20 protein-coding genes (1 of these 20 cut by a window edge) are annotated in these 21315 nt (G+C 65.6%); 10 read left to right on the top strand and 10 right to left on the bottom strand.

Translation table 11 applies throughout. The features are described from left to right. The first annotated feature begins 391 nt into the window (after positions 1–391). Positions 392–1303, top strand: coding sequence for a hypothetical protein (locus C486_RS08390; protein ID WP_049910308.1), 912 nt, complete (start codon positions 392–394; stop codon positions 1301–1303). Between the two features lie 44 nt (positions 1304–1347). Beyond that, positions 1348–2154 carry a DUF6498-containing protein gene (locus C486_RS08385; RefSeq protein WP_049910306.1) on the top strand — a complete coding sequence of 269 codons (807 nt, stop codon included), beginning with the start codon at positions 1348–1350 and terminating at the stop codon, positions 2152–2154. Positions 2155–2717: 563 nt separating this feature from the next. Here the strand turns inward: C486_RS08385 and C486_RS08380 are convergent. The 3 genes from C486_RS08380 to C486_RS08360 form a co-directional block, all read right to left on the bottom strand. Next, on the bottom strand, positions 2718–3323 hold the full coding sequence (locus C486_RS08380) for a peroxidase-related enzyme (protein WP_008455116.1): 606 nt from the start codon (positions 3321–3323) through the stop codon (positions 2718–2720). An 81-nt stretch (positions 3324–3404) separates the two neighbouring features. Further along, positions 3405–3818, bottom strand: a complete 414-nt coding sequence (locus tag C486_RS08375) for a GIY-YIG nuclease family protein (RefSeq protein ID WP_008455115.1) — start codon at positions 3816–3818, stop codon at positions 3405–3407. A 1295-nt stretch (positions 3819–5113) separates the two neighbouring features. Beyond that, entirely contained in the window at positions 5114–6118 is a 1005-nt protein-coding gene (locus tag C486_RS08360; RefSeq protein ID WP_008455106.1) for an RAD55 family ATPase, read from the bottom strand. Positions 6119–6279: 161 nt separating this feature from the next. On the opposite strand from C486_RS08360, the gene C486_RS08355 reads away from it, so the two are divergent. Then, on the top strand, positions 6280–7269 hold the full coding sequence (locus tag C486_RS08355; protein ID WP_008455104.1) for an NAD-dependent epimerase/dehydratase family protein: 990 nt from the start codon (positions 6280–6282) through the stop codon (positions 7267–7269). Positions 7270–7275: 6 nt separating this feature from the next. On the opposite strand, the gene C486_RS08350 is transcribed toward C486_RS08355, so the two are convergent. After that, positions 7276–8352: an HtpX protease-like protein gene (locus C486_RS08350; RefSeq protein WP_008455102.1), complete on the bottom strand. Its 1077-nt coding sequence runs from the start codon at positions 8350–8352 to the stop codon at positions 7276–7278. Between the two features lie 163 nt (positions 8353–8515). On the opposite strand from C486_RS08350, the gene C486_RS08345 reads away from it, so the two are divergent. Further along, positions 8516–9574, top strand: a complete 1059-nt coding sequence (locus tag C486_RS08345; protein ID WP_008455100.1) for an NAD(P)-dependent glycerol-1-phosphate dehydrogenase — start codon at positions 8516–8518, stop codon at positions 9572–9574. A 46-nt stretch (positions 9575–9620) separates the two neighbouring features. On the opposite strand, the gene C486_RS08340 is transcribed toward C486_RS08345, so the two are convergent. From C486_RS08340 to C486_RS08330, 3 genes are all read right to left on the bottom strand, one after another. Further along, positions 9621–10457: an ABC transporter permease gene (locus tag C486_RS08340; protein WP_008455098.1), complete on the bottom strand. Its 837-nt coding sequence runs from the start codon at positions 10455–10457 to the stop codon at positions 9621–9623. Continuing rightward, a complete protein-coding gene (locus C486_RS08335) occupies positions 10454–11425 on the bottom strand; it encodes an ABC transporter ATP-binding protein (protein ID WP_008455096.1) in 972 nt (323 codons plus the stop codon). The genes C486_RS08340 and C486_RS08335 overlap by 4 nt, the downstream gene beginning before the upstream one ends. A gap of 96 nt (positions 11426–11521) precedes the next feature. Continuing rightward, positions 11522–13333, bottom strand: coding sequence for a S9 family peptidase (locus C486_RS08330; RefSeq protein WP_008455094.1), 1812 nt, complete (start codon positions 13331–13333; stop codon positions 11522–11524). Between the two features lie 158 nt (positions 13334–13491). Between C486_RS08330 and C486_RS08325 the strand changes: the two genes are divergently transcribed. Further along, positions 13492–14553 (top strand): glycosyltransferase, encoded by a 1062-nt coding sequence (locus tag C486_RS08325; RefSeq protein ID WP_008455092.1) that lies wholly within the window; start codon positions 13492–13494, stop codon positions 14551–14553. Between the two features lie 82 nt (positions 14554–14635). Continuing rightward, entirely contained in the window at positions 14636–15046 is a 411-nt protein-coding gene (locus C486_RS08320; protein ID WP_008455090.1) for an HIT family protein, read from the top strand. A gap of 48 nt (positions 15047–15094) precedes the next feature. On the opposite strand, the gene trpB is transcribed toward C486_RS08320, so the two are convergent. The 3 genes from trpB to C486_RS21660 all read right to left on the bottom strand — a co-directional run bounded on the left by trpB (position 15095) and on the right by C486_RS21660 (position 17556). Beyond that, a complete protein-coding gene (trpB, locus tag C486_RS08315) occupies positions 15095–16246 on the bottom strand; it encodes a tryptophan synthase subunit beta (RefSeq protein WP_008455088.1) in 1152 nt (383 codons plus the stop codon). A gap of 179 nt (positions 16247–16425) precedes the next feature. Beyond that, positions 16426–17409, bottom strand: coding sequence for a YeiH family protein (locus tag C486_RS08310; protein WP_008455086.1), 984 nt, complete (start codon positions 17407–17409; stop codon positions 16426–16428). Positions 17410–17412: 3 nt separating this feature from the next. Further along, entirely contained in the window at positions 17413–17556 is a 144-nt protein-coding gene (locus C486_RS21660; protein WP_008455084.1) for a hypothetical protein, read from the bottom strand. A gap of 314 nt (positions 17557–17870) precedes the next feature. Between C486_RS21660 and C486_RS08305 the strand changes: the two genes are divergently transcribed. From C486_RS08305 to C486_RS08290, 4 genes are all read left to right on the top strand, one after another. Continuing rightward, positions 17871–18776 carry a phosphatase PAP2 family protein gene (locus C486_RS08305; protein ID WP_008455082.1) on the top strand — a complete coding sequence of 302 codons (906 nt, stop codon included), beginning with the start codon at positions 17871–17873 and terminating at the stop codon, positions 18774–18776. A gap of 260 nt (positions 18777–19036) precedes the next feature. Further along, positions 19037–20626, top strand: a complete 1590-nt coding sequence (locus C486_RS08300; RefSeq protein WP_049910305.1) for a sulfatase — start codon at positions 19037–19039, stop codon at positions 20624–20626. Between the two features lie 162 nt (positions 20627–20788). Continuing rightward, complete coding sequence (locus C486_RS08295) at positions 20789–21085, top strand: hypothetical protein (RefSeq protein WP_008455077.1); 297 nt, start codon at positions 20789–20791, stop codon at positions 21083–21085. A gap of 113 nt (positions 21086–21198) precedes the next feature. After that, a protein-coding gene (locus C486_RS08290; protein WP_008455074.1) for an LUD domain-containing protein crosses the window boundary here: on the top strand, positions 21199–21315 show its beginning. 492 nt of this gene lie beyond the right edge of the window; 117 of the gene's 609 nt are visible here — the first part of the coding sequence; it begins with the start codon at positions 21199–21201; its stop codon lies beyond the right edge, outside the window.

Here is a 21315-nt window from a genome sequence, read left to right as displayed (position 1 = left end):
CGTTCGCGAGAGTTGTTCTTTTTTGAGTGACTTCGTAGACGTGGTACGAACCGATGGCGGAGTCAGTGAATTTACCTCGTCATTCAAGGCAGCCGCTTCGCATCGACCAGCGGCAGTCTTCGTTCGTCTCCGCGTCGCCAGTACCCTGCCTCGAGGGTAAGCAACGAAGCTTTGCACGGACGGTCGTTCGACACCTTGGACGGTATACTTCCCCTTAGGACTTCTCGGTTCTAGGACACAGTTACGGGAACCCCCCGCTCATCTCGGTGCTTTCGTATCGGCACTTCATCGGTTCGATTGCGCTTTTTCCGCTATCGAAATATATCTAAATAGTATTCAATATTAAATACATGCAAAAATTTAAATCTACCCCTATAATATGCGCAGTTGTATGTTTAACGAAGAAGAATGTTCAGACAGCGATACTGAATCGGGCAAAAACGGACTGACACGCCGACGGGCGCTGATGGCTTCGTCCGGGCTTGGCAGTGCGGTATTCGGGGTTCCGACTGTCACCGCACATGGATTCGACCAGAACGGAACGGAATTGACCGAGGATGAACTCCTGGCTGCCCTGAAGGAATCGGACCACATCATCGTTGACCCGGACGTGAATCAGCAGTTCGGTGAAGAAGCACCGAAAATACAGGATCTTGACAAGTCCAATACGCCCGGCCGCGGTCATCCTGATATCTACTACGGGAAGAACAAGAACGCAGAGCCACCGTCAGGCACGTTCTATGAAATAATCGAAGAAGGCGAGGAGGACGATCAGACTCTCCCCTTAGCCGTTGGCGGTGGAAAATCCGACGACGTCGTTCAACCGTACGTCACCGACCTCTTTACCGTCGAAGAGGAACTCGGAAGCACGAAAATTCGCGGTGAGAAAGTCACTGTCTCCGTCAAAGCAGGTCTGCGATTCTCTGCCAAATCAGACGTTAAAATAGGCGGAGAGATCTTCCTCGATATTTCTCTTTCGGCCCTGGGACAGACGGTTAAAGTAAGTCCAGGTGGGTTCGGGTTCTGGGCTGGACCGGATAAGTACGACGGGTACTGTCTCGAGCCCTCGGCCAAACTGCCGAGCTGGCTGCCCAAAGTAGATATCAGGCTATGCGGAGAAATCAGAGTATACACTAGAGGTGATGGAACTATCCCGGACGAGTTCAGGCTCGCGATGGCTGTCGGTGCCTTAGATATCTGTGCTGATCCGTGTCCAGCCTGGGATTGTACAGCCTGTGGAACGGTGGTAAGTACGGGTGTCGAACTCAAGCTCCCGTGGATTGGCTACGATACCATATCGTAACCTCTAACCTCTGACACTCGTTTATTACGTTAACATCTTGTAGTATGTCTGAAAAGCCGTTGAGGCGAAACGAACGGACCCCGTTCTTTCCGATCGCAGTTGCCACTGTACTCCCGGTAGGAGGGTCCTTCCTGCTCGATTGGTCGCCCACTGCGGTCGTCTTACTTTACTGGCTCGAGGCAGTGACAGTGATTCTCTTCTACGGCGGCCTTGCGATGTTCGCGACGCCGGAACGACGGATCGAGGAACGCGAGGAGCGCTGGACATCCGGCCGGGTTATTCCTCCTGTCTACTCCGAGAACCTGAGAGACGTTGCCGCAAAGACGATCGTCGGACTGCTGATCGCGGTCGCGACAGGGGGGTCCATAACGGTTTGGGGGATCGGAAGGGGTGCAGTGGCCGACTCGGACGAAAGCGTGATCGACTTTTTTGCACAGTTCACCGTGTTCGAGGTCCCATCCGTGCTCGCAATCGGGCTGTTCATCGTCGGGACACACCTCGTCACGCTCTCGCGGTACTACTACGGCACCGGCCGCTATCGGGAGTTGACGGCGTCCATGGCCCTCGATGTCCAGGAAAACTATTACGCATTGTACCTGTACTTCGCGCTTGGGTTCGTCTTCTACGCGGTTGCGATGTTTTTCATCATCGGGCTCGGACTTCCGGCCAGTATGCCCGACTCGACCGTGTTGACCGCTTGGAAGGTAGTGGTCGCCGGAACGTTCCTCGCACTCAAACTGGCGTTCGAATGGAGCCGATACCGTGGTGAACGACGCCCGGATATCCATGACGACGACAGTTTTACCGCGAACTTCTCGCCGACACCCCCACCCGAAGGGAATACAATATAGTGGAAGCAGCCACTTCCGTTTACGATAGTATCGAATCCCCGGTATCCTCATCACCTATAGTAGCAATTGAAACGAGTGACACACTGATCGCAACGCTGTCGTGCGATCAGGTGTGCAATGGCTTTCAGTTGCTACTATAGAACGACCGTTCGGTGCTTTGATCAGTACCGGACGCTCTTTTCGATCTATCCGACTGATAGTTCGGAGACGAACGGAAAACGAGGCGACTCGCGTCTCGTAACAGAAAACGCCGACGACCATGCGAAGGACAGGAGCTCGGCCGTCGGACCAACGAGAACTCCATTGACTGACCACGAAGCGGAGTCTCGTCGTACCGAAGGTCGAAACTGACTGGCCGGACGTCACTTGGCACGGCCGGTCCAGTTATTGGTTCAGTTTTCCCTTCGTGATTCGCTCACCTCCATTGACACCTACGTCTTTGCTGTCCTCTAACTTAATCTTTAGCCCTATCTAATCCATTGGAGAACGCCGTCGACGTTCGGGCCGTCCCAACACCTCGGGCCGCGTCGTCCCACGCGACGTGGAGCACGCGCTGACGGCTGTTATCGCCCCATCGTATGGAACTCGTCGTTGGGCCGCATGTCGGCGAACATGGCCATCCGATTGCTCAGGTTGAAAAAGGCCGTCACCGCGGCGATGTCCCAGATCGCCTCCTCGCTGAACCCGGCCTCGCGTAGCGCCTCGAGGTCGGCCTCCTCGATCTCGGTCGGACACTCGGTCAGCTTCACCGCGACATCGAGCATCGTGCGGTGAGCGTCGTTGATATCCGCAGTCCGGTAGTTCGCGACGAGTTGATCGGCCAGTTTCGGCGCGTCGGCGTAGATTCGGGCGAGCGCGCCGTGAGCGACGTTACAGTAATAACAGTGGTTGACCCCCGAAACCGCGACGATGATCATCTCGACTTCCGCGCGTGCCAGCGCGGTGTCGTCGACGAGCGCATCGTGGTACTGGAAGAACGCACGGAAGTGCGAGGGTTTGTACGCCATCGCCGAGAAGATATTCGGCGTAAACCCCGAACGCTCGGTTTCGTCTTCGATTCGGTCCCGGAGATCCGCGGGCAACTCCCCGAGGTCGGGTACGGGGAAGCGGCGCATGGCGTCGTCGTCGAGTTCCGGTTCGACCGTCTCCTCGGTGTCGTCGTCGGACATGGGGTTCACTTTGGAGGACCGGGTAATAATTCGCGGTGACTGCCGTCGGCGCAGCTGTGATCGAGGGTGACCGCAGCCGAGCTACTCGCGCTCGAGTCGTCCACCCTCGTCGAGGGCCGCTTCGAGCACGGCGTCGCCGCCCGGCGTAGCGAGCAAGTGTGCCGGACAGTCGCAATCGGATGCCCCGAACCCGGAGACGAACTCGCCGGGGAGCGAGTCCGCCAGTTCACACTCCCGATCGGCGTCCGGGAACGTGATCGCGCGCTCGAGGCGCGTCGCGGGGTGCCCGAGCAGGTAGTCGACGTGCCAGTGGCGCGTCTCGCGGTCGCCGGCGGCGAGTTCGCGGTGGCGGTCGACGCGACTGAAGCCGCCGGGGCCGAACGCGCTGCCGATGTAGGCGTACGTGCCGGTGGCGAACTCGCGATCCCCCAGTGCGCCGACTTCGATCGTCGTCGATCGCGAGACGTCGATCACGAGGACGTACGTGCCGCTCATACGCGACGATCCGGGGAGACGCGGCAAAAACGGGGCGGTTTCGATGCGCGGTTCGCGGAGGCCGGCGCTCGAGGCCGTTACCGCGACCGGTCCTCGCCTCGAGGCTCCTCGTCGGCCGTCGGATCGCGCTCGTGGACGTGGCGGCGGGTGGTCATGTCCTCGTCCTGTCCCTGTGGGTTTCGGGCATCGCTCGAGCCCCGCTCCGACTCGCGGGGGTCGGTCCAGTCACCCTGTTCGGAGCGGCGACCCTGCTGGCGGTACNGGTCATGTCCTCGTCCTGTCCCTGTGGGTTTCGGGCATCGCTCGAGCCCCGCTCCGACTCGCGGGGGTCGGTCCAGTCACCCTGTTCGGAGCGGCGACCCTGCTGGCGGTACGCGAGGCCGCCGCCGGACTGCTGCGCTCGGTTCCTGGAGCCGCTCGAGGAGCCCTGGGTCTCTCGCCGGTCTTCCTGGCGGCTGAACTGTTGTCGCTCCTGATACTCGCTGCCGGGTCGCTGGCCGCGCCGTCCGCTTTCCTGCTCCCGTTGGGAACCGGTCTGCTGGCCTTCGCTCCGCTGGTGGCGACCGGGCTCGGGCTGTCCCTGCTGATACTGACTGCCGTGGTGCTCGCTGCCCCCTTGCGATCGTGTCCCTCGCTGGCCTCGCGTTCCGGGCTGTCGTCCGTGCTCCTGGCGGTCCTCACCGCGGTGCATCCCCTGCTGACCGCGTTGCGGTCGCCCCTCACCGCGTTCGCCTCGCTGCACGCCGCCCTGCTGCCGACCGCCTCGGTGTTCCTGCCGTCGGTCTGTGTCCGCGAGGCCGCGCTGTTTCCCTCTCTCACCCCGCTGGCCGCGCTGTTCGCCTTGCCGCTCCTCCTGTCGGGCTTCGCTGCGATTGAACAACCCGTGAAGCCAGCCGCGGTCGCCGCCCTGTCGACGCCGGTCGGTCTCGCTGCCGTGTTCTCGCCCCCGATAGCGGGGTCGGGTCTCGGTCTCGTTCGATCGCTCGCTCCGTTCGTCCGTCCGTCGGTCGCTGTCGTATCGGTCGTTCATGATGTGGCTGTGTGGATCGTCGACTCCGGTCGGTCGTCGATTCCCGATGCGGCGCGGTCGACGCGCTGGCCGCTGGTGGTCGTCGTGCTGCGGGCGGACCTATCCCGAACGGGCGGATAAAACCCGAGCGTGAGTTCGCGTGCACGCCGATAGCGGGCGTCAGTGACTGTCATTAGGTGACGGGACCTGTGGGCGGGCGACTGGACGCGATTCCGGCACCGCGTCGCGTGTCGAGTCGGCCGCCGCTCGAGTACCGCCGCCGAGATTATCGGGGGCCGTCCGCTCGTGGCGAGACGTTGCCGAGGTCGTAGACCTGTTGTGGGTCAGTGTTCGGACCGAACGCGAACAGCCCGCGGGCGGGTTCGTGTTCGTAGGTTACCCACTGCGGGAGCACCTCGCCGCCGATCAGTTTGCGAACGGCGAGCTGTTTGAGCCGTGTATCGGCCACGAGGTGATCCGTCAGCCGGAGATCGACGATCCCGTCGAAGACGTACTCTTCCTCGGGATAGCCGTTTTGCCCCGCCGTCGTCGCGGCGGCGACGACCGGGACGAACCGCGCCTTACAGACCGTCGCTCGAACGTCTTTGATGAAGTCGTGAACCAACTGCTCTTGCAGTAACGACTCGAGTTCGTCCAGCGAGTCGATCGTGACCAGTCCTGTCTCGGTCATCTCGAGGTCGTCGAGCGCGCGATGGAGGGTGTTCGCCACTTCGCGACGGTTGCTCGGATCGCGAACCGGCACGATCGCGTCGCCGGCCGCCTCGCCGACGAACGTCGCCCAGTCGGTCCGGTGCTCGCGGAACTCGTCCCGGTCGTCGAGCCGGTGCGTGAAGCAGTCGATAACCCGCAGGCGGTCGGCTTCCAGGGCCGGGAGGACGTTCCAGCCGTTCCCGTAAAACCGCTCGAGCGTCGCCGTCGGCGGGTTGGCAAACGAGACGACGACAGCGGGTTCGCCCCGCTCGAGCGCGCGCCAGACGAGTTCGGCCCCCAACTCGGCGCGGCGCGTCCCCTCGTCCCCCGAGAGGAGGAGACAGGAGTCGGCGGGAACGCCGTTCGGAACGAGCGAGTCGAGCGGTTCGACGCCGGTTACGAACCGCTTGTACGCCTCGGGATCGGGCAGCGTCGACTCGTCGGCGGCGGCCTCGCGGCAGGCGGTCGAGCAGTACTGCCCGTCGTCGCTCTCCTCGGGATCGCCCGGGATCGGGTAGTGACAGTGGTCGCACTCGAGTGGGTGCTCCCGAGCGCGATCCGTCCAGAGCTGTGCTGACATACCGGGCCGCCCTACGACGGAGGGGATCAAAGAACCCTCCCCTGAACGAGTGGGCCGAGTCGGATCGGTCGTCGACGAGTTCCCCCGGCCGTTCCGTTCGGCGGCAGCGCTCGTCACAACCTGTCGCCAGGGTTTTGCTCCGGCAGCCCCGTCGGTCCCGTATGGACAGTGCACTCGTTATCGGCGGCACTCGCTTCATCGGCCGCCATCTCGTGGCTGACCTTCTCGACCACGAGTACGACGTCACGATCTTCAACCGCGGGACCCGCGAGAACCCGTTCGCGGACGACGACCGGGTCGACCACGTCGAGGGCGATCGGACGAACGACACGGCGCTCGAGGCCGCGGCGACGACCGTCGATCCCGACGCCGTCTTCGACTGTGTGGCCTATCACCCCAAGGACGTCCGCGCCGCGACGCGGCTCTTCGAGGACTGCGAGGCGTACGTCTTCGTCTCGAGCGGCGCGGCCTACGGCCGCGAGGAGATCCCCAAGCGGGAGGGCGAGACGCCCCTGCATCCCTGTACGGCCGAGCAGGCGACCGACGACTCGGCCGAGAGCTACGGGAACCGGAAGGCCGAGGGCGATCGGGCGGTCGTCGCGGCGGCCGACAACGGCGTTCGGGCCATGGCCGTCCGACCGCCGATCGTCTACGGCCCCCACGACTACACCGAGCGATTGGACTGGTGGATCGATCGCGTGAACCGCTTCGATCGGGTCGTGGTCCCCGGCGACGGGACGAACGTCTGGCACCGCGTGTACGTCGAAGACGTCGCCAGCGCGCTGCGGATCGTCGCCGAGCGCGGCACGGCCGGCGAGGCCTACAACGTCGGCGACCGGCGGCTGGTCACGCTCGAGGAGATGGTCGAGTTGATCGGCGAGACGCTGGCTACCGAGGTCGAGGTCGTCCACGCCGGGCCGCGCGAACTCGCTGCCGGTGACATCGACCTCGAGGACTACCCGCTTTATCGGTCGTATCCACATGTCCTCTCGACGGCGAAACTCGCCGCGCTGGGTTGGGAGGCGACGCCGCTCGAGGAGGCGATGGCCCGGTCGGTCGACGACCACCTCGAAAGCGACCGGGACGGGGACAGGAACGGACCGGATCGCGAGGCCGAGGAACGCGTGTTGAGCATTCTCGAGACGCTTTGACTCGGGTCAGTGCCGGAGTCGCTCGAGCCGTCGCGCCGTCGACGGTCTCGGTGCGAGCCGTTCGTGGAGCCGTCCGCGATCGTCGGCCAGATCCTCGGTAGCCTCGTACGCGCTCGCGAGGTCGTCGGCACCGACCTCGTCGGCCGCGCGGCGGTCGGCAGCGAACGCACAGCGCTGGAGGTACCAGGACAGGAGCGGCCAGACGATGGCGAGCGCGAGGAGTGCGACGGTCATCGATCGCCAGATGGTCAGGGTCAGGAACAGCCCGAGCAGGAGGGACACGACGAGTGCGCGACGCTCGGGAAGTCGGAGGTCGTCGGCCGCGGTCACTCGTGCACACAGTGCCGTCAGTTCGTCGTTGTCGAGGGCGTCGAACGTGTAGTCGGTGGCGTACACCCGCCGGTTCCGGAACGATCCTCCGAGGTAGAGGCCGGCCGTTTCGGTCTCCTCGCCGGGAATGACGCCCGCGAGAGGGATCGTCGTATCGGCCCGGTCCGCGGCGGCCTCGAGCCGTCGTCGCTGGTCGACCGTCGGCTCGACGATCTCCTGTGAGAGTTGCACGCTGTACTGTGTCCAGACGGCGATCCAGAAGAGGAGCACGGCGAACAGGAGTGGAATCAGGACCGGACTCGGATCCGACAGCCCGACGAGGACGATCACGGGGGCTATCAGACCGAGACAAAGCACCGCGATTGCGACGAGGTATTTCGCGAGACGACCGACCGCGGTTGCAGCCGAAATCTCGAGGCCGCGCCGCTCGCGGGCGTACGGAAAGACGCCGAGGTACGTGACGAGGACTGCGATGATCGCTCCGATCCCCGTCGGGACCCAGGCGAGAGGAGCCGCCAGGCCACCGGCCAGCGCCGGATGCAGCGACGAGAGAGCCGTCTCAGTTGCGTCGACGAGACCGGACAGTGTGAGGCCGACAACGGCCGTGAGGCCGATGAGGGACAGCAATCGGTAGGTTCCGCGTGATCGGCGATCATCGTCACCGCCGCGTCGCACCGTGTACGAACCGTACAGTCGGCCCGCGGCGTGGCCCACGACGAGCAGGCCGAACCAGAACGCGACTGCCACACTCATATTCGACCACTATCGTTGGAAATTTTATAGCCTATCGCATTCGCCGTGGCGGACGGATCGGCTCTCCTCGAGTCGATCACGTCGGGACCGATCGCGGCGGGTTCGCGTCGATCGGCGCGGCCACGAGGAAAAGCACATGTCCCGGGGGTGTGTCAGGTCCGATATGTTCGACAAATCGACGTGGATCCGTCTCCCGCGAAACGTCGTCGTCGGCCACGACGTTCGCAGCGAGGTCGTCGACGTAGTCGACGATCTCCACTTACAGGGACGGCCGCTGTTCGTCACGAGTCCGACGCCTCGCGAGGTCGCCGCCGATCCCATCGCGGCCGACTTCGACGCCGCCGGGATCGACCCTGCGATCGTCACGATCGAGCAGGCGACCTTCGACGCCGTCGAACGGGTGATCGAGGTCGCCGAGGCCGAGGGGGTCTCCTATCTGATCGGCATCGGCGGCGGGAAAGCCATCGACATCGCGAAACTGGCCAGCCACCACCTCGGGATGGGCTTTTGCTCCGTTCCGACCGCGGCGAGCCACGACGGCATCGTCAGCAATCGCGGCTCCGTTCCGGACGGGGACTCCCGCCACAGCGTCGCCGCGGAACCGCCGCTGGCGGTCGTCGCCGACACCGGGATTCTCGCCGACGCACCGTGGGACCTGACGACCGCCGGCTGTGCCGACATCATTTCGAACTACACCGCCGTGATGGACTGGCGGCTCGCCCAGCGGCTCAAAGACGTCGAGTACTCCGAGTACGCCGCCGCTCTCTCGGAGATGACCGCCGAAATCCTGGTTGACAACGCCGACCTCATCCGACCGGGGCTCGAGGAGTCGGCCTGGGTCGTCACCAAGGCGCTGATGTCCTCGGGGGTTGCGATGAGCATCGCCGGGTCGTCCCGACCGGCCAGCGGTGCCGAACACCTCTTCTCGCACCAACTCGATCGCTTAGCGCCCGGCGCGGCACTGCACGGCCACCAGGTCGGCGTCGGCTCGATCATGACCGCCTATCTCCACGGCGGCGACCGGGGCATCTGGCGCGACATCCGCGACGCGCTGGCGAGTATCGACGCGCCGACGACCGCCGACGAACTCGGGATCGACGAGGCGACGGTGATCGAGTCGCTGACGACGTGCCACGAGATCCGCGACCGCTACACGATTCTGGGCGACGGGATGAACGAGGAGGCCGCACGAGAGGTCGCGACGAAAACGGGCGTGATCTGAAACCCGGGCGGAGTGTCAGAGAGCCGGCGGGAAGGCGACGGCTCGCTTAGCCCAGATCAGCCCGGTTGAACTGCCACAGACCCAGCGCGGCCGGGATGACGAGCCAGGCGATCAGGATGGCAAAGGCGACTTCCGGCGCGAGGTAGGCCGGAGCCGAGGGGTCCGCGTTCACCATGAACGCCTCAACCTCGCTTGGCACGACGAGCGGGAAGGCTTTTTTGAAGGCGATCGTCGGACTGAGCATGCGGAGAAACTCGAACAGGTAATCGGAAAGCCCCAATTCGAGCCGCCCGTTCAGCACGTACTTGAGCGCGGCGACGATCGAAAAGGACGGAACGAGCATCATGAGGTTACTGATGAAGTAGAATCCGATCGAGCCGGCCATCGCCCGCGATCGCGATCCCGTCGCCGCGGAGATGCTGATCGCGACCGAGACGTACGCCAGCGTGAGGAGCACGGTCAGGCCGGCGACGCCGGCGAAGACGGTCGGTTCGAGCGACGGGTACCAGAGAACCGCCAGCACCGCGCCCACGCCGAACGCGACGAGGATCACACTGGCACCGACGGCCCCGCGGGAGAGGTACTTCCCGAGGACGATATCCCGTCGCGTGTTCGGCAGCGAGAGCAGGTACCTGATACTGCCCGACTCCCGTTCGCCGGCGATCGCGAGATACACCATCATGAGCGCGATGATCGGAATAAACACCCGTCCGATGCTGGTGAGGTACGACAACTGATAGACAACGTTCGGTTCCGTCGGTCCGCTCTGTCCGAGGTAGAAGAAACACACCACGAGCAGGGCGTACAGTCCACTGACGATCCAGACGCTCTTCGATCGTCGGACATCGAGGAAGTCCTTCTTCGCCACGGAGCGGATGCTCATGCCGACACCTCCGACTCGATGGCGGCGAGATCGGCATCGGCGTCACCCTCGCCCGACTGCTCGCCGTTCGTGTAGGTGTTGAACAGCCGTTCGAGGGAGGTGTCCTCGGAGACGATGTCGAGGACGGTCGTCGCCGCACCGATCTGGGTCACGACGTCGTACTTTACGGGCGTCCTGGCACAGGAGACCGTGATCGTCGAGCCGTCGACGGTCACCGAATGGACGCCCTCGTGGGCCTCGAGGTCGGCCACGAGCGCGTCGGGGACGCGCTCGACGGTCAGCGAGATCGAAGCGGCGAGGTCGAGGTTCTCCCGCAGCGCGTCGAGGGTCCCGGTCGCGACGAGTCGCCCGTCGTTCATGATCCCGACGCGGTCACAGACCGCTTCGACCTCGCCGAGGATGTGGCTCGAGAAGAAGACGGTCGTGCCGCGGTCGGCTTCGGCGGTGATGATCTCGCGCAGTTCCTGCATCCCCTTGGGGTCGAGTCCGGAGGATGGTTCGTCGAGGATCAGGAGATCGGGATCCCCGACCAGCGCCATCGCGAACCCGAGCCGCTGGGCCATCCCCTTCGAGTAGCCGCCGGCCGATCGCGCCGCGGCCGCGGGCTCGAGGCCGACCCGTTCGAGGAGGGCGGCCGGATCGTCGTCGCTGCCTTTGTTGTCGATGACCCATTCGAGGTGTTCGCGGCCGGTCAGCCGGTCGTACAACGTTGCGCCTTCGGGGAGGACGCCGATACGCGAGCGGATCGCTTTCGGTTCTCGCTGGACGTCGTACCCGAGCACCGTCGCGGACCCCTCGGTCGGGCGGACGAAATCGAGCAACAGGTTGATGGTCGTCGACTTCCCGGCTCCGTTGGGACCGAGGAACCCGAACACCTCTCCCTCTTCGACGGTCAGGTCGAGGTCGTCGACGGCGATGACGTTCTCACCGTATCGTTTGGTTAGGGCGGTCGTTTCGATAGCGGGCATACGTGAGGGGCTTGTCGCGGTAAATATAAATTCTGCTAAAATTAAAGCATGAGAATTGGTGGCAACTGAACCTGGGTCGACGGCGGGTCGGGCCGATCAGACGTGCTCGTCGAGGAACTCGGCGACCGCCGAATAGGCCTCGATGCGGTTCTCGAGTTTCGAGAAGCCGTGGCCCTCGTCCTCGAAGATCAGTTTCCGGACGGGAACGCCCTGTGCGGCGGCCTGCTCGGCGATCTGTTCGGCCTCGCCGACCGGGACGCGGGGGTCGTTTTCCCCGTGGAGAACGAACAGCGGTGCCGCGATCCGGTCGACGGTATTGATCGGCGAGATGTCCGCGAGGAACTCGCGGTCTTCCTCGAGCGACCCGTACTCGGCTTCCCGGAGTTCGCGCCGCCAGTCGCCCGTGTTCTCGAGGAACGTGACGAAGTTGGCGATGCCGACGATGTCGATGCCGGCCGCCCAGAGGTCCGGATACTCGGTCAGCGCGGCGAGTACCATGAACCCGCCGTAGGAGCCGCCTTTTGCGACGATTCGGTCCGGATCGATCGCGGGGTGGTCCTGGAGCCACTCGACGCAGGCTCGGATGTCCGCAACCGAATCCATCCGGTTCTCGACATCGTCGAGACTCGCGTACTCGGCCCCGTAGCCCGACGAGCCGCGAACGTTCGGCTCGAAGTAGGCGTAGCCCCGATCGAGGAAGTACTGCTTGACGCTCGAGAACGAGGGTCGGCGTTGGCTCTCGGGGCCGCCGTGGATGTCGACGATCACGGGCGTGCTTCCGGGCTCGTGCTCGTCGGGGAGGGTAAAGAAGCCGGGCACGGAAAGCTCGTCGAAGCTCTCGACGTGGACCAGGTTCGATTCGGCGAACGATTCGGGGGGCACGCCGGCCGTCGGCGCGTCGGTCCACCGTTCGGTCGCGCCGGTTTCGACGTCGACGACGAAAACGTTCGTGTGCACCGTGTCGCCGGTCGTCGACAGCGCGAATCGTTCGGCGTCGGGGCCGAAACTCACGCCACCGGAGACGCCGCCCGGCAGGTCGGGTTCGGGGAACGTCTCGAACGCGGTCGGATCGGCCGCATCGAACTCCCCGACTGTCAGTTCGGTGTATCCCTCGACGTTTTCCGAGTAGACGAACCGGCCGGTATCGTCGTCCAGCGCGATGCCGTCGACGTTCCACTCGCCGTCGACGACGGGCTCGAGATCGCCCGTTTCGAGGGCGAGATAGGCGAGATAGAGCGTATCCGCCTCGCCCTCGTCGGTGACGAGATAGATCCCCTCGCCGTCCGGGGCCCAGGTTGCGCTTTGGTAGCGAACGTCTCCGTCGTGGGGCGTGAGATGCTCGCGGGCACCCGTCTCGAGGTCGAGCACGGACAGGTCCTGATCGAAGTTGGAGTAGGCCTGTGAGACCAGCAGCCGGGAGTCGTCGGGGCTCCACCCCGACAGCGAGAGCCAGCCGTCGCCCTCGGAGACGAGTTCGGCATCGCTCCCGGTCTCGTCGCGGTTCTGGACGTAGATGTCGAAGACGGCCTCGTCCCGGCGGTTCGAGGTGAACGCGAACCGGTCGCCGTCGTGGCTCCAGCCACCCCAGCGGTGTTTGGCCTCTGGCATCGCCGTCATGTTCTCGATCGCGCCGGTTTCGGCGTCGAGCCGGAACAGTTGTGCACGCTCGTTGCCGCCCTCGTCCATCCCGAAGATCAGCTCCGAGCGCTCGGGCGACCACGAGGCGAAGGTCACCCGCTCGTCGTAGAACGTCCGCTGTTCGGGCCAGCCGCGGGGTTCCTCGAGCGTCCAGAGCTGTGGCGTGCCGGTCGTGTCCAGCAGGAAGGAGAGCCGTTCGCCGTCGGGACCGAACGAGGCGCCGTAGGCGCTCCGAATGTTGAGGTAGCGCTCGATGTCGTAGCTGCTCATGCCAGTGCCGTACGGACTCGAGGGCGTAGTCGTTTCGGTCGGGATGGGTTCCGCCCGCGACGAACGCGACGGAACCGACCGGCGACTCGGTGACTGTCGGGCCCGCTTTCGACGGAAACAGGGTGATTTTTATTCTTTCGCTGGGATGCTGTGAGCAGATGCGAATCGCGTTCGTCTCGTTCGAAACGGTTCATCACCGCGATACTGAGACGAACCAGCGGTTTCGGACCGTCTGTGACCTCCTCGCGGAGCGCGGGCACGACATCCACTGGTACTGTGCCGGGTTCTGGGCCGGCGAGGAGTCCACGTACGAACACGACGGGATAACATACCACGCGGTCGCGACCGGGACGGACGCCCGGAGTGCGTTCCTCCTGCGGTTGCCGTTCGTCCTTGCGGCCGCGCGCCCGGACGTGATCCACGTCGGCCCCCAGCCGCCGAGCCAGGTCATCGCCGCGACCTGGGGCGCGACGATGGCGCGTGCACCGCTCGTCCTCGAGTGGTACGGCGACGGCGGCATCGACGACACGCGGTGGACGCGGCTCGCGGCGGGGCGGCCCGACCGGATCGTCACGCCGTCGGAACTCGTCGGGACGTGGGTCCGGGAGCTCGGGGCCGACGGCGACTGCATCGAGACGATCCCGAACCCGATCGACTGCGACCGGATTCGGGACGTCGAGCCGGGCGAGCGAGTCGACGTGATCTACGCCCGGCGACTCGATGCGGGTGCCAACCTCGAGAGCCTGCTGCTGGGGCTGGCCGAACTCCGCGATCGCGAGTGGCAGGCGACGGTCGTCGGTGACGGACCCGAGCGAGCGGCGTACGAACAACTGGCGGCCGACCTCCGGATCGAAGACCGGGTGACCTTCGTCGGCGACCTCGATCTCGAGGATCGGATCGCGGCCTACCGCGGGGCGCACGTCTTCGCGCAGACAGCCGACCACTGCGTCTTCCCGACGGAGATGCTGTGGGCGCTGGCCGCCGGCTGTGTCGGCATCGTGGAGTACCACGCTAACTCCAGCGCGCACGAACTCGTCGAAGGCCGGGACCGGGGGTTCCGAACGACCAGCGAGGCCGAGCTCGCGGAGGCCATCCTCGCCGCGGGCGATCTCGAGCACCGCACGTACGACGAGGCGTTCGCCGACTACGACCGGTCGGCGGTGGCGGACCGATACCTCGAGCGGTACCGGACGCTCCGCGACGAGCACGGCGTGCTGTAGGCGGCGGTCAGTGCTTGAGTCGTTGTGCGCGGTCAGTGTCGATCGGAGATACCTATATGTTCGTTCATGATCGTATTCGGGTATGCACGACGACTGTGAGTTCTGTCGGATCGTCGCGGGCGACCGATCGGCATACGTGCTGTCCGAAACCGAACACACCGTCGCGTTTTTGGACGAGAATCCGGCCACGACGGGGCACAGCCTCGTCGTTCCGCGGACCCACGAGTCGGACGTCCTGACGATAGAGGAATCGACCGCGACGGCCGTCTTCGAGACGGTTCGAACCGTCTCGAATGCGCTGGAGGCGGCGCTCGAGCCGAGCGGGTTCAGCGTCTTTCACACCAGCGGGCCGCTCGTCGGCACCGTCGATCACGCGCACGTCCACCTCGTGCCCCGCTTTGCGGACGACGACGTGTCCCTCTCGCTCCCCCGGGCCCCACTCGAGGCCGACGAGGCGACGCAACTGCGGCATCGCGTCCGCGGGCACCTCTGACCGACTGCGCTCCGCGAGCGGTGGTCCCGTGGCGTCTCGAGGCGGCGCTCAGAGTTCGAACTTCGCCGCCGCCGTCTCCATGTCCTTGTCGCCGCGCCCCGAGAGGTTGACGAGAATGGTATCGTGCTCGCCGGCTTCCGCGAGTTCGATCGCGCGAGCGATCCCGTGGCTGGACTCGAGTGCGGGAATGATTCCCTCGGTCTCGCTCAGTTCCCGGAACGCCGCGAGCGCTTCGTCGTCCGTGACGCCGGTGTAGTCACAGCGACCGACGGCCCGGAACATGGCGTGTTCGGGGCCGACGCCGGGGTAGTCGAGCCCCGCGGAGACGGAGTGGACCTCGACGTCGTCGTCGATGACGCGGGTCTTCATGCCGTGAATGACGTCGTCGGTCCCCTTCGCGAGCGGGGCCGCGTGCTTGCTCGAGTCCGCACCGTCGCCGCCGCCCTCAGCACCGTAGAAATCGACGGGATCGTCCCGAAACGCGTGGAAGAGCCCGATCGCGTTCGAACCGCCGCCGACGCAAGCGACCGCGGCGTCGGGCAGGTCGCCGGTCCGCTCCTGTATTTGTTCGCGGGCTTCCCGGCCGATGACGCTCTGGAAATCCCGCACCATCCGCGGGAACGGGTCGGGGCCGACGACGCTGCCCACCAGGTAGTGGGTGTCCGCGACGTTCTCGGCGAAGTCCTCGAGCGCGGCGTCGACGGCATCGGCCAGCCCCTCGTCACCGCGGGTGACCTCGTTGACTTCGGCCCCCATCAGGCGCATCCGGAAGACGTTCATCGCCTGGCGCTCGACGTCTTTCTTCCCCATGTAGATCTCCGTCTCGAGGCCCAGCAGGGCACCGACCATCGCGGTCGCGGTGCCGTGCTGGCCGGCCCCGGTTTCGGCGATGAGGCGGTCACGACCCGCCCGCTTGGCCAGCAGCGCCTGCCCGAGCGCGTTGTTGATCTTGTGGGCCCCGCCGTGGAGCAGGTCTTCCCGCTTGAGGTAGATCTCGGCCCCGTAGCGCTCGCTCAGGTTTCGGGCGTAGTACAGCGGCGTCGGCCGCCCGGCGAACTCCGCGAGTCGCTCCCGCAAGTCGGACTGGAACGCCTCGGTGTCCGCGATGTCGTCGTAGACCGTCGCGAGTCGCTCGAGCGGTTCCCGAAGCGGTTCCGGCACGTGTCGCCCGCCGTAGCCCTCAAACGTTCCGTTGGACATATGGCGGTTGGTTGCGCGCTCATCGTCAAGTAAGTTCCGTGCGCTCGAGGGCGCATCCTCGTAGTGAGCGGCGACGCGGCGGTTCCCGCAGTGTAGGGGAAAGTATTACTGGTACCGCCGACGCGGGCTCCGAACGGATCGGGAGCGACGAGTCCGGATCGGCACCCCTCACGACGAATTCAGAACAGCACGGAGAGGACGGTCAACGAGAGGAGGCTCCCGACGAGCAGCGCCAGCAACACGACGACCGCGGGCAGTAGTCCGGTGCTCCTGATATCCGCGAGGCGGATTTCGGTTCCGAGGCCGACGAACGCAAGCAGGAACAACCAGTTGTACGCGTGTTCGATCGAGGTCTGCTGGGCGGACGAAAAGACGCCGAGACTGGAGAGCGCGGCGAGGGCGAGAAAGCCGAGCACGAACTTGGGAAACTCCGCCCAGAGGGTCCGGACGGAGGCTGTGCCGTCGTCGCCACGTCGTGCGTAGTAGCTCGCGTACCCGAGGACGACGACCCCGATCAGGGCGTTTCGCGAGAGTTTCGTCATCGTCGCCCACTGACCGGCGGCGTCGGAGTAGGCGAAGCCGACCGCGACGACCGGCCCGGTCGAGAACATGCTGACGCCGGCCCACGTTCCGAAGACCGCGCCGGATAGCTCGAGCAGGTCACCGACGATTGGGTAGACGACGATCGTAATCGCGTCGAACAGCAGGACTGTCGCCGCCGCGTAGGCGACCTGGTCTTCCGTTGCCCGAACGGCACCGGCGACCGCAACGACCGCCGAGACGCCACAGATGCTCGCCCCGGCCGCGAGCAGCGTCCCCAGCCGTTCGGTCAGGCCGAAGACGTTTCGCGCGAGGAGTTCCACGACGACGAGCGTAAGCCCGGTCACAGCGAGCACGACGAGAAAGACAGGACCGCCGACTGCGAGAACCGTCGCGGTCGATATCGACGCACCCATGAGGACGATCCCGGATCCGAGCCACAGTTTGTGCGTCGCGACGCCGGGGTCGCACTCGTCCGGGAGGCCGACGACGTTCGAGACGATGACGCCCAACGCGATGGCGACGAGCAGGTGGTTGACGCCGACGACACGGGCGACCCACCGGGCCAGGACGGCACCGAGACAGAGCGCGACGAGCCCCGGAAGCAGCCGACGGACGCCCATTCGTCACCAGGGGATCGGCAGGCCGAGACCACTGACGAGTGCGACGATCGTGGCACCGACGACGACGCTCTGCCAGTCGCGCTCGAGCGCTGCCCAGCGAGCCCTGATGCCGTTACGCAACCGCCACCGCTCGATCGACGTCGACATACGTTCGACTCCGGATACCGCGACAGTTAATAGTTCCCCCTCTCGTCAGAGATAGCGGAGTAAATTGCTGCTACTTGTGGCGGCGGCTGCCGTGAGCCGTCGGCTCCTTGCGACGGCGTTCGTGGTCGGCCAGCCGGGACGGGTGCCCTGCGCTTCCGACCGCTCACCGATCGACACACCCCAGCACGATGTCGAGACACTGCTCCTGATCGTCGCCGACTCCCCGACCTCGCGGAGGCGAACGAGCACACGCGTGTGGTTAGCCGTCCGACCGAGCGGAATCGCTTATATGCGTCCTCGTTCGTAGCGTAAGTATGACTCGAGGAATCGGCTGGTTCGACGCGTTCCGCGAGGTGGTCCCCGAGTGGGCCGTCGTCGTACTCGGGGTAGTGACCCAACTCGGCGACGTGTGGTTTCTCGGGGCGCTCGTCGGAACCAGCTACTGGCTGGAGACCGACAACCGAGACCGGATCGCCGCCGTCTTCGGATTACTGCTCGCTGGCCTGTCGCTCATCACGGCGCTGAAACACGTCTTCGCACTGCCGCGGCCGGAGCGGACGCTCGTGGCAGTCGAGGCGCTCCCGGAGGCGGTCCACCCGCTGTACGAGGCCACTGCGACGGCGACCGGGTACGGGTTTCCGAGCGGCCATGCCCTACTGGCGACGATCGTCTACCTGAGCCTGGCCGAGTACGGCTCCGTCGGCACCCGCCGCCATCGGTACATCGGAGCCGCCGGGATCGTGACTGTGGTCTGCTTCTCCCGGGTCGGTCTCGGGGTACATTACCTCGTCGACGTCGTCGCCGGCGTCGGTATCGGACTGGGTTTCCTCCTCCTCGTGTGGCGGCTTCTGGATCGGTATCCGGCCCGGCGGGGCACGCTCGGGTTCGGACTGGCCGTCGCCCTCGCCGCCGTCGCGTTCGTCACGAGCGGTGCCGCCTCCGACGCCGTCCTCCTGGTCGGCGCGTCGGTCGGCGCGTTCGCCGGCTGGCAGTTCGCCGCCCTCGCTCGAGCGGGAGACGCGGGTCGCGGCCCGATTCGAGGGAGCCGTGCCCTCACCGCGAGAGCCGCGGCCGTCGCCGCCGGAATCGTGTCCCTGGTCGCGCTCTCGAGCTACTACTGGCCCGTCACGTCGTTCGCCGGGAGCGGCGTCCTCGGACTCGCCGTCGCCGCGTTCGTCACGCTCCCCGTGCTCTACTCGGAGCGTGGCAGCGGTAGCTGAACGCGTTCTCGAGTGCTTCCGCGGAACCCCGCCGGGTCCGCGTCCGGGCCCAGCAGCGCCCGCTTGTGGAACCCAGCCGGACGAAGGGGCGGTCGGCGGTGACGGCTCGACCCGTGAGATCGGGCCATCGCGGGTCGCGGCCCGATCCCGGATCGGCCAGTGCTCGGCGTATCCGTCGGGAAATCAGCCGGTAACGGCCATCGTCGCCCTGCATACTCCGGGCTGGTGACCTTCCCTGCCTGCCGTGGAATAACGTATCCATGTCGGACTCTAACGGACGTGACGGCGAGTCACGTCGAACTGTGCGGAACGTGGTTCTCGTCGTCCTCGATACGGCGCGGGCGAAAAGCGTCGGGATGCAGTCGGTGCCGGCCGAGCGAACCACGTCCCCGACCGATTCCGTCGGGCTCCGCTCGGCTCCGGGCGACCGGCCCGGCTCGAGCGACGATTCGGTTGGGACACAGCCGATGCCGACCCTAGCGCGGCTCGCCGAGGAGGGAACCGCGTTCGAGAACGCGTTCGCGACCGCGCCCTGGACGCTTCCCTCTCACGCGTCGTTTTTTACCGGCACCTATCCCTCCGAACACGGCACGCACGGCGGCCACACCTATCTCGACGACGAGTTGCGAACCGTTCCCGAGGCCTTCGCCGACGCGGGGTTCGAGACGATCGGCGTCTCGAACAACACCTGGATCACCGAGGAGTTCGGCTTCGATCGCGGCTTCGAGGACCTCCGCAAGGGCTGGCAGTACATTCAGTCCGACGCCGACATGGGTGCGGTCGTCCGCGGCGAGGACCTCCGGGAGAAACTCCTCGCGACCCGCGCGCGTCTGTTCGACGGCAACCCCGTCGTCAACGCCGCCAACATCCTCTACAGCGAACTGTGCCAGCCAGCCGGCGATGACGGCTCCGCCCGCGCGGTCGACTGGATCACCGACTGGCTCGGAGACCGCGACGACGACCGGCCGTTCTTTCTGTTCTGCAACTTCATCGAACCCCACGTCGAGTACGACCCGCCGCGGGAGTACGCCGAACGGTTCCTCCCCGTGGGAGCCAGCTACGAGGACGCGACCGCGATCAGACAAGACCCCCGCGCCTACGACTGTGACGACTACGACATCTCCGATCACGAGTTCGCCCTCCTCCGGGGGCTCTACCGCGCCGAACTCGCATACGTCGATCACCAACTCGGGCGGCTCCGAACGGCCCTCGAGGACGCGGTCGAGTGGTCGGATACCCTGTTCGTCGTCTGTGGCGACCACGGCGAGCATATCGGCGAACACGGCTTCTTCGGCCACCAGTACAACCTCTACGACACCTTACTGACCGTTCCGCTGGTCTGTCACGGCGGCCCCTTCACCGGCGGCGGGCGACGGGCCGACCTCGCCCAACTGCTTGACCTCCCGGCGACGCTGCTCGAGACGGCCGGGATCGACGATCGCGAGCTCCGCGAGCAGTGGTCGAGTCGGTCGCTCCACCCCGAGTCCGACGCCCGGGACCGCGACGCCGTCTTCGCCGAGTACGTCGCTCCCCAGCCCTCGATCGAACGTCTCGAAGCTCGGTTCGGCGAGGTGCCGGCATCCGTTCGGAAGTTCGACCGCCGGCTGCGGGCGGTCCGCACGAGCGAGTACAAGTACGTCCGCGGCGACGACGGCTCCGAGCGGCTCCACCACGTGCGAACCGATCCGCTCGAGTACACCGATCTCAGCGACGCGGAACCCGAGCGGGTCCGGACGTTGCGGCGGCGACTCGAGGACCGGTTCGACCCGTTTGCCGAGGCGAGCACCACGGACGAAGTCGAGGTGCGCGACGGGACCAAAGAGCGGCTGGCGGATCTCGGCTACTTCTGAGGAGTGTCGCGAGACGACCGCGGAGACGGCGGCTTGCTCTCCCGTCGTGATCGCGTCGGGCGGACTGCACTCGTCACCGCGTCCGTCCCGTGCGCGATGGGGATATCAAACGTCCACCTGTCCACCCCGGGACCCTTCCGTCCGTCGGCGGAACGCCGTCTCATGTCCGCCAGTTCGGCACCTGACGCGGCGTCGTTTCCCTTCCCGACGCAGTTCGTCTACGAGGGCGCGGCCGACCGATTCCGGGCCGTCGTCGACGTCGCCCCCGCAGGGATCGACGACGTGACGATCGAAGCCGACTCGCGTCGCCTCCGACTCACCGTCGACCGAGGGGACCACGTCCTCGAGCGAACCGTCACACCGCTCACGTCGGACCTCGCCTTCGGCGAGGATCGCGAGGCGAGGTACAACAACGGCATTCTCACGATCTCGCTCGTCACGCGGCCCCGCACGGAGTAATCGGGGCCCGACCGCACGGCCTCGAGCGGGACCCACCCGACCGTTCGGCACCGACAGCCGGTATTCGCTTGCCCGAGGTTGATCCCGCGCGGTGTCGAATCGCGGGTACGGCGATGAGCGACGACTACTACACGAAAGACGACTTCGCGGACGACCTCGAGATCGATGCGGCCCGCTTCGATCGGGACCCGGACGCGGAGACCATCGAGCGCTGTCTCTTATACACATCT

The organism is Natrinema gari JCM 14663 (genome assembly GCF_000337175.1).
GTDB lineage: Archaea > Halobacteriota > Halobacteria > Halobacteriales > Natrialbaceae > Natrinema > Natrinema gari.
The sequence above is the reverse complement of the archived record's forward strand: the minus strand, read 5'-3'. Positions and strand labels throughout refer to the sequence as shown.

What these genes read in the sequence shown, in the direction of transcription:
- C486_RS08340 (WP_008455098.1), bottom strand. Translation starts at nt 10,457, where the DNA reads ATGAGCATCCGCTCCGTGGCGAAGAAGGACTTCCTCGATGTCCGACGA.
- C486_RS08310 (WP_008455086.1), bottom strand. Translation starts at nt 17,409, where the DNA reads ATGGGCGTCCGTCGGCTGCTTCCGGGGCTCGTCGCGCTCTGTCTCGGT.
- C486_RS08375 (WP_008455115.1), bottom strand. Translation starts at nt 3,818, where the DNA reads ATGAGCGGCACGTACGTCCTCGTGATCGACGTCTCGCGATCGACGACG.
- C486_RS08330 (WP_008455094.1), bottom strand. Translation starts at nt 13,333, where the DNA reads ATGAGCAGCTACGACATCGAGCGCTACCTCAACATTCGGAGCGCCTAC.
- C486_RS08360 (WP_008455106.1), bottom strand. Translation starts at nt 6,118, where the DNA reads ATGTCAGCACAGCTCTGGACGGATCGCGCTCGGGAGCACCCACTCGAG.
- C486_RS21660 (WP_008455084.1), bottom strand. Translation starts at nt 17,556, where the DNA reads ATGTCGACGTCGATCGAGCGGTGGCGGTTGCGTAACGGCATCAGGGCT.
- C486_RS08355 (WP_008455104.1), top strand. Translation starts at nt 6,280, where the DNA reads ATGGACAGTGCACTCGTTATCGGCGGCACTCGCTTCATCGGCCGCCAT.
- C486_RS08380 (WP_008455116.1), bottom strand. Translation starts at nt 3,323, where the DNA reads ATGTCCGACGACGACACCGAGGAGACGGTCGAACCGGAACTCGACGAC.
- C486_RS08295 (WP_008455077.1), top strand. Translation starts at nt 20,789, where the DNA reads ATGTCCGCCAGTTCGGCACCTGACGCGGCGTCGTTTCCCTTCCCGACG.
- C486_RS08300 (WP_049910305.1), top strand. Translation starts at nt 19,037, where the DNA reads ATGTCGGACTCTAACGGACGTGACGGCGAGTCACGTCGAACTGTGCGG.
- C486_RS08385 (WP_049910306.1), top strand. Translation starts at nt 1,348, where the DNA reads ATGTCTGAAAAGCCGTTGAGGCGAAACGAACGGACCCCGTTCTTTCCG.
- C486_RS08390 (WP_049910308.1), top strand. Translation starts at nt 392, where the DNA reads ATGTTTAACGAAGAAGAATGTTCAGACAGCGATACTGAATCGGGCAAA.
- C486_RS08350 (WP_008455102.1), bottom strand. Translation starts at nt 8,352, where the DNA reads ATGAGTGTGGCAGTCGCGTTCTGGTTCGGCCTGCTCGTCGTGGGCCAC.
- C486_RS08325 (WP_008455092.1), top strand. Translation starts at nt 13,492, where the DNA reads ATGCGAATCGCGTTCGTCTCGTTCGAAACGGTTCATCACCGCGATACT.
- C486_RS08335 (WP_008455096.1), bottom strand. Translation starts at nt 11,425, where the DNA reads ATGCCCGCTATCGAAACGACCGCCCTAACCAAACGATACGGTGAGAAC.
- trpB (WP_008455088.1), bottom strand. Translation starts at nt 16,246, where the DNA reads ATGTCCAACGGAACGTTTGAGGGCTACGGCGGGCGACACGTGCCGGAA.
- C486_RS08320 (WP_008455090.1), top strand. Translation starts at nt 14,636, where the DNA reads ATGCACGACGACTGTGAGTTCTGTCGGATCGTCGCGGGCGACCGATCG.
- C486_RS08345 (WP_008455100.1), top strand. Translation starts at nt 8,516, where the DNA reads ATGTTCGACAAATCGACGTGGATCCGTCTCCCGCGAAACGTCGTCGTC.
- C486_RS08305 (WP_008455082.1), top strand. Translation starts at nt 17,871, where the DNA reads ATGACTCGAGGAATCGGCTGGTTCGACGCGTTCCGCGAGGTGGTCCCC.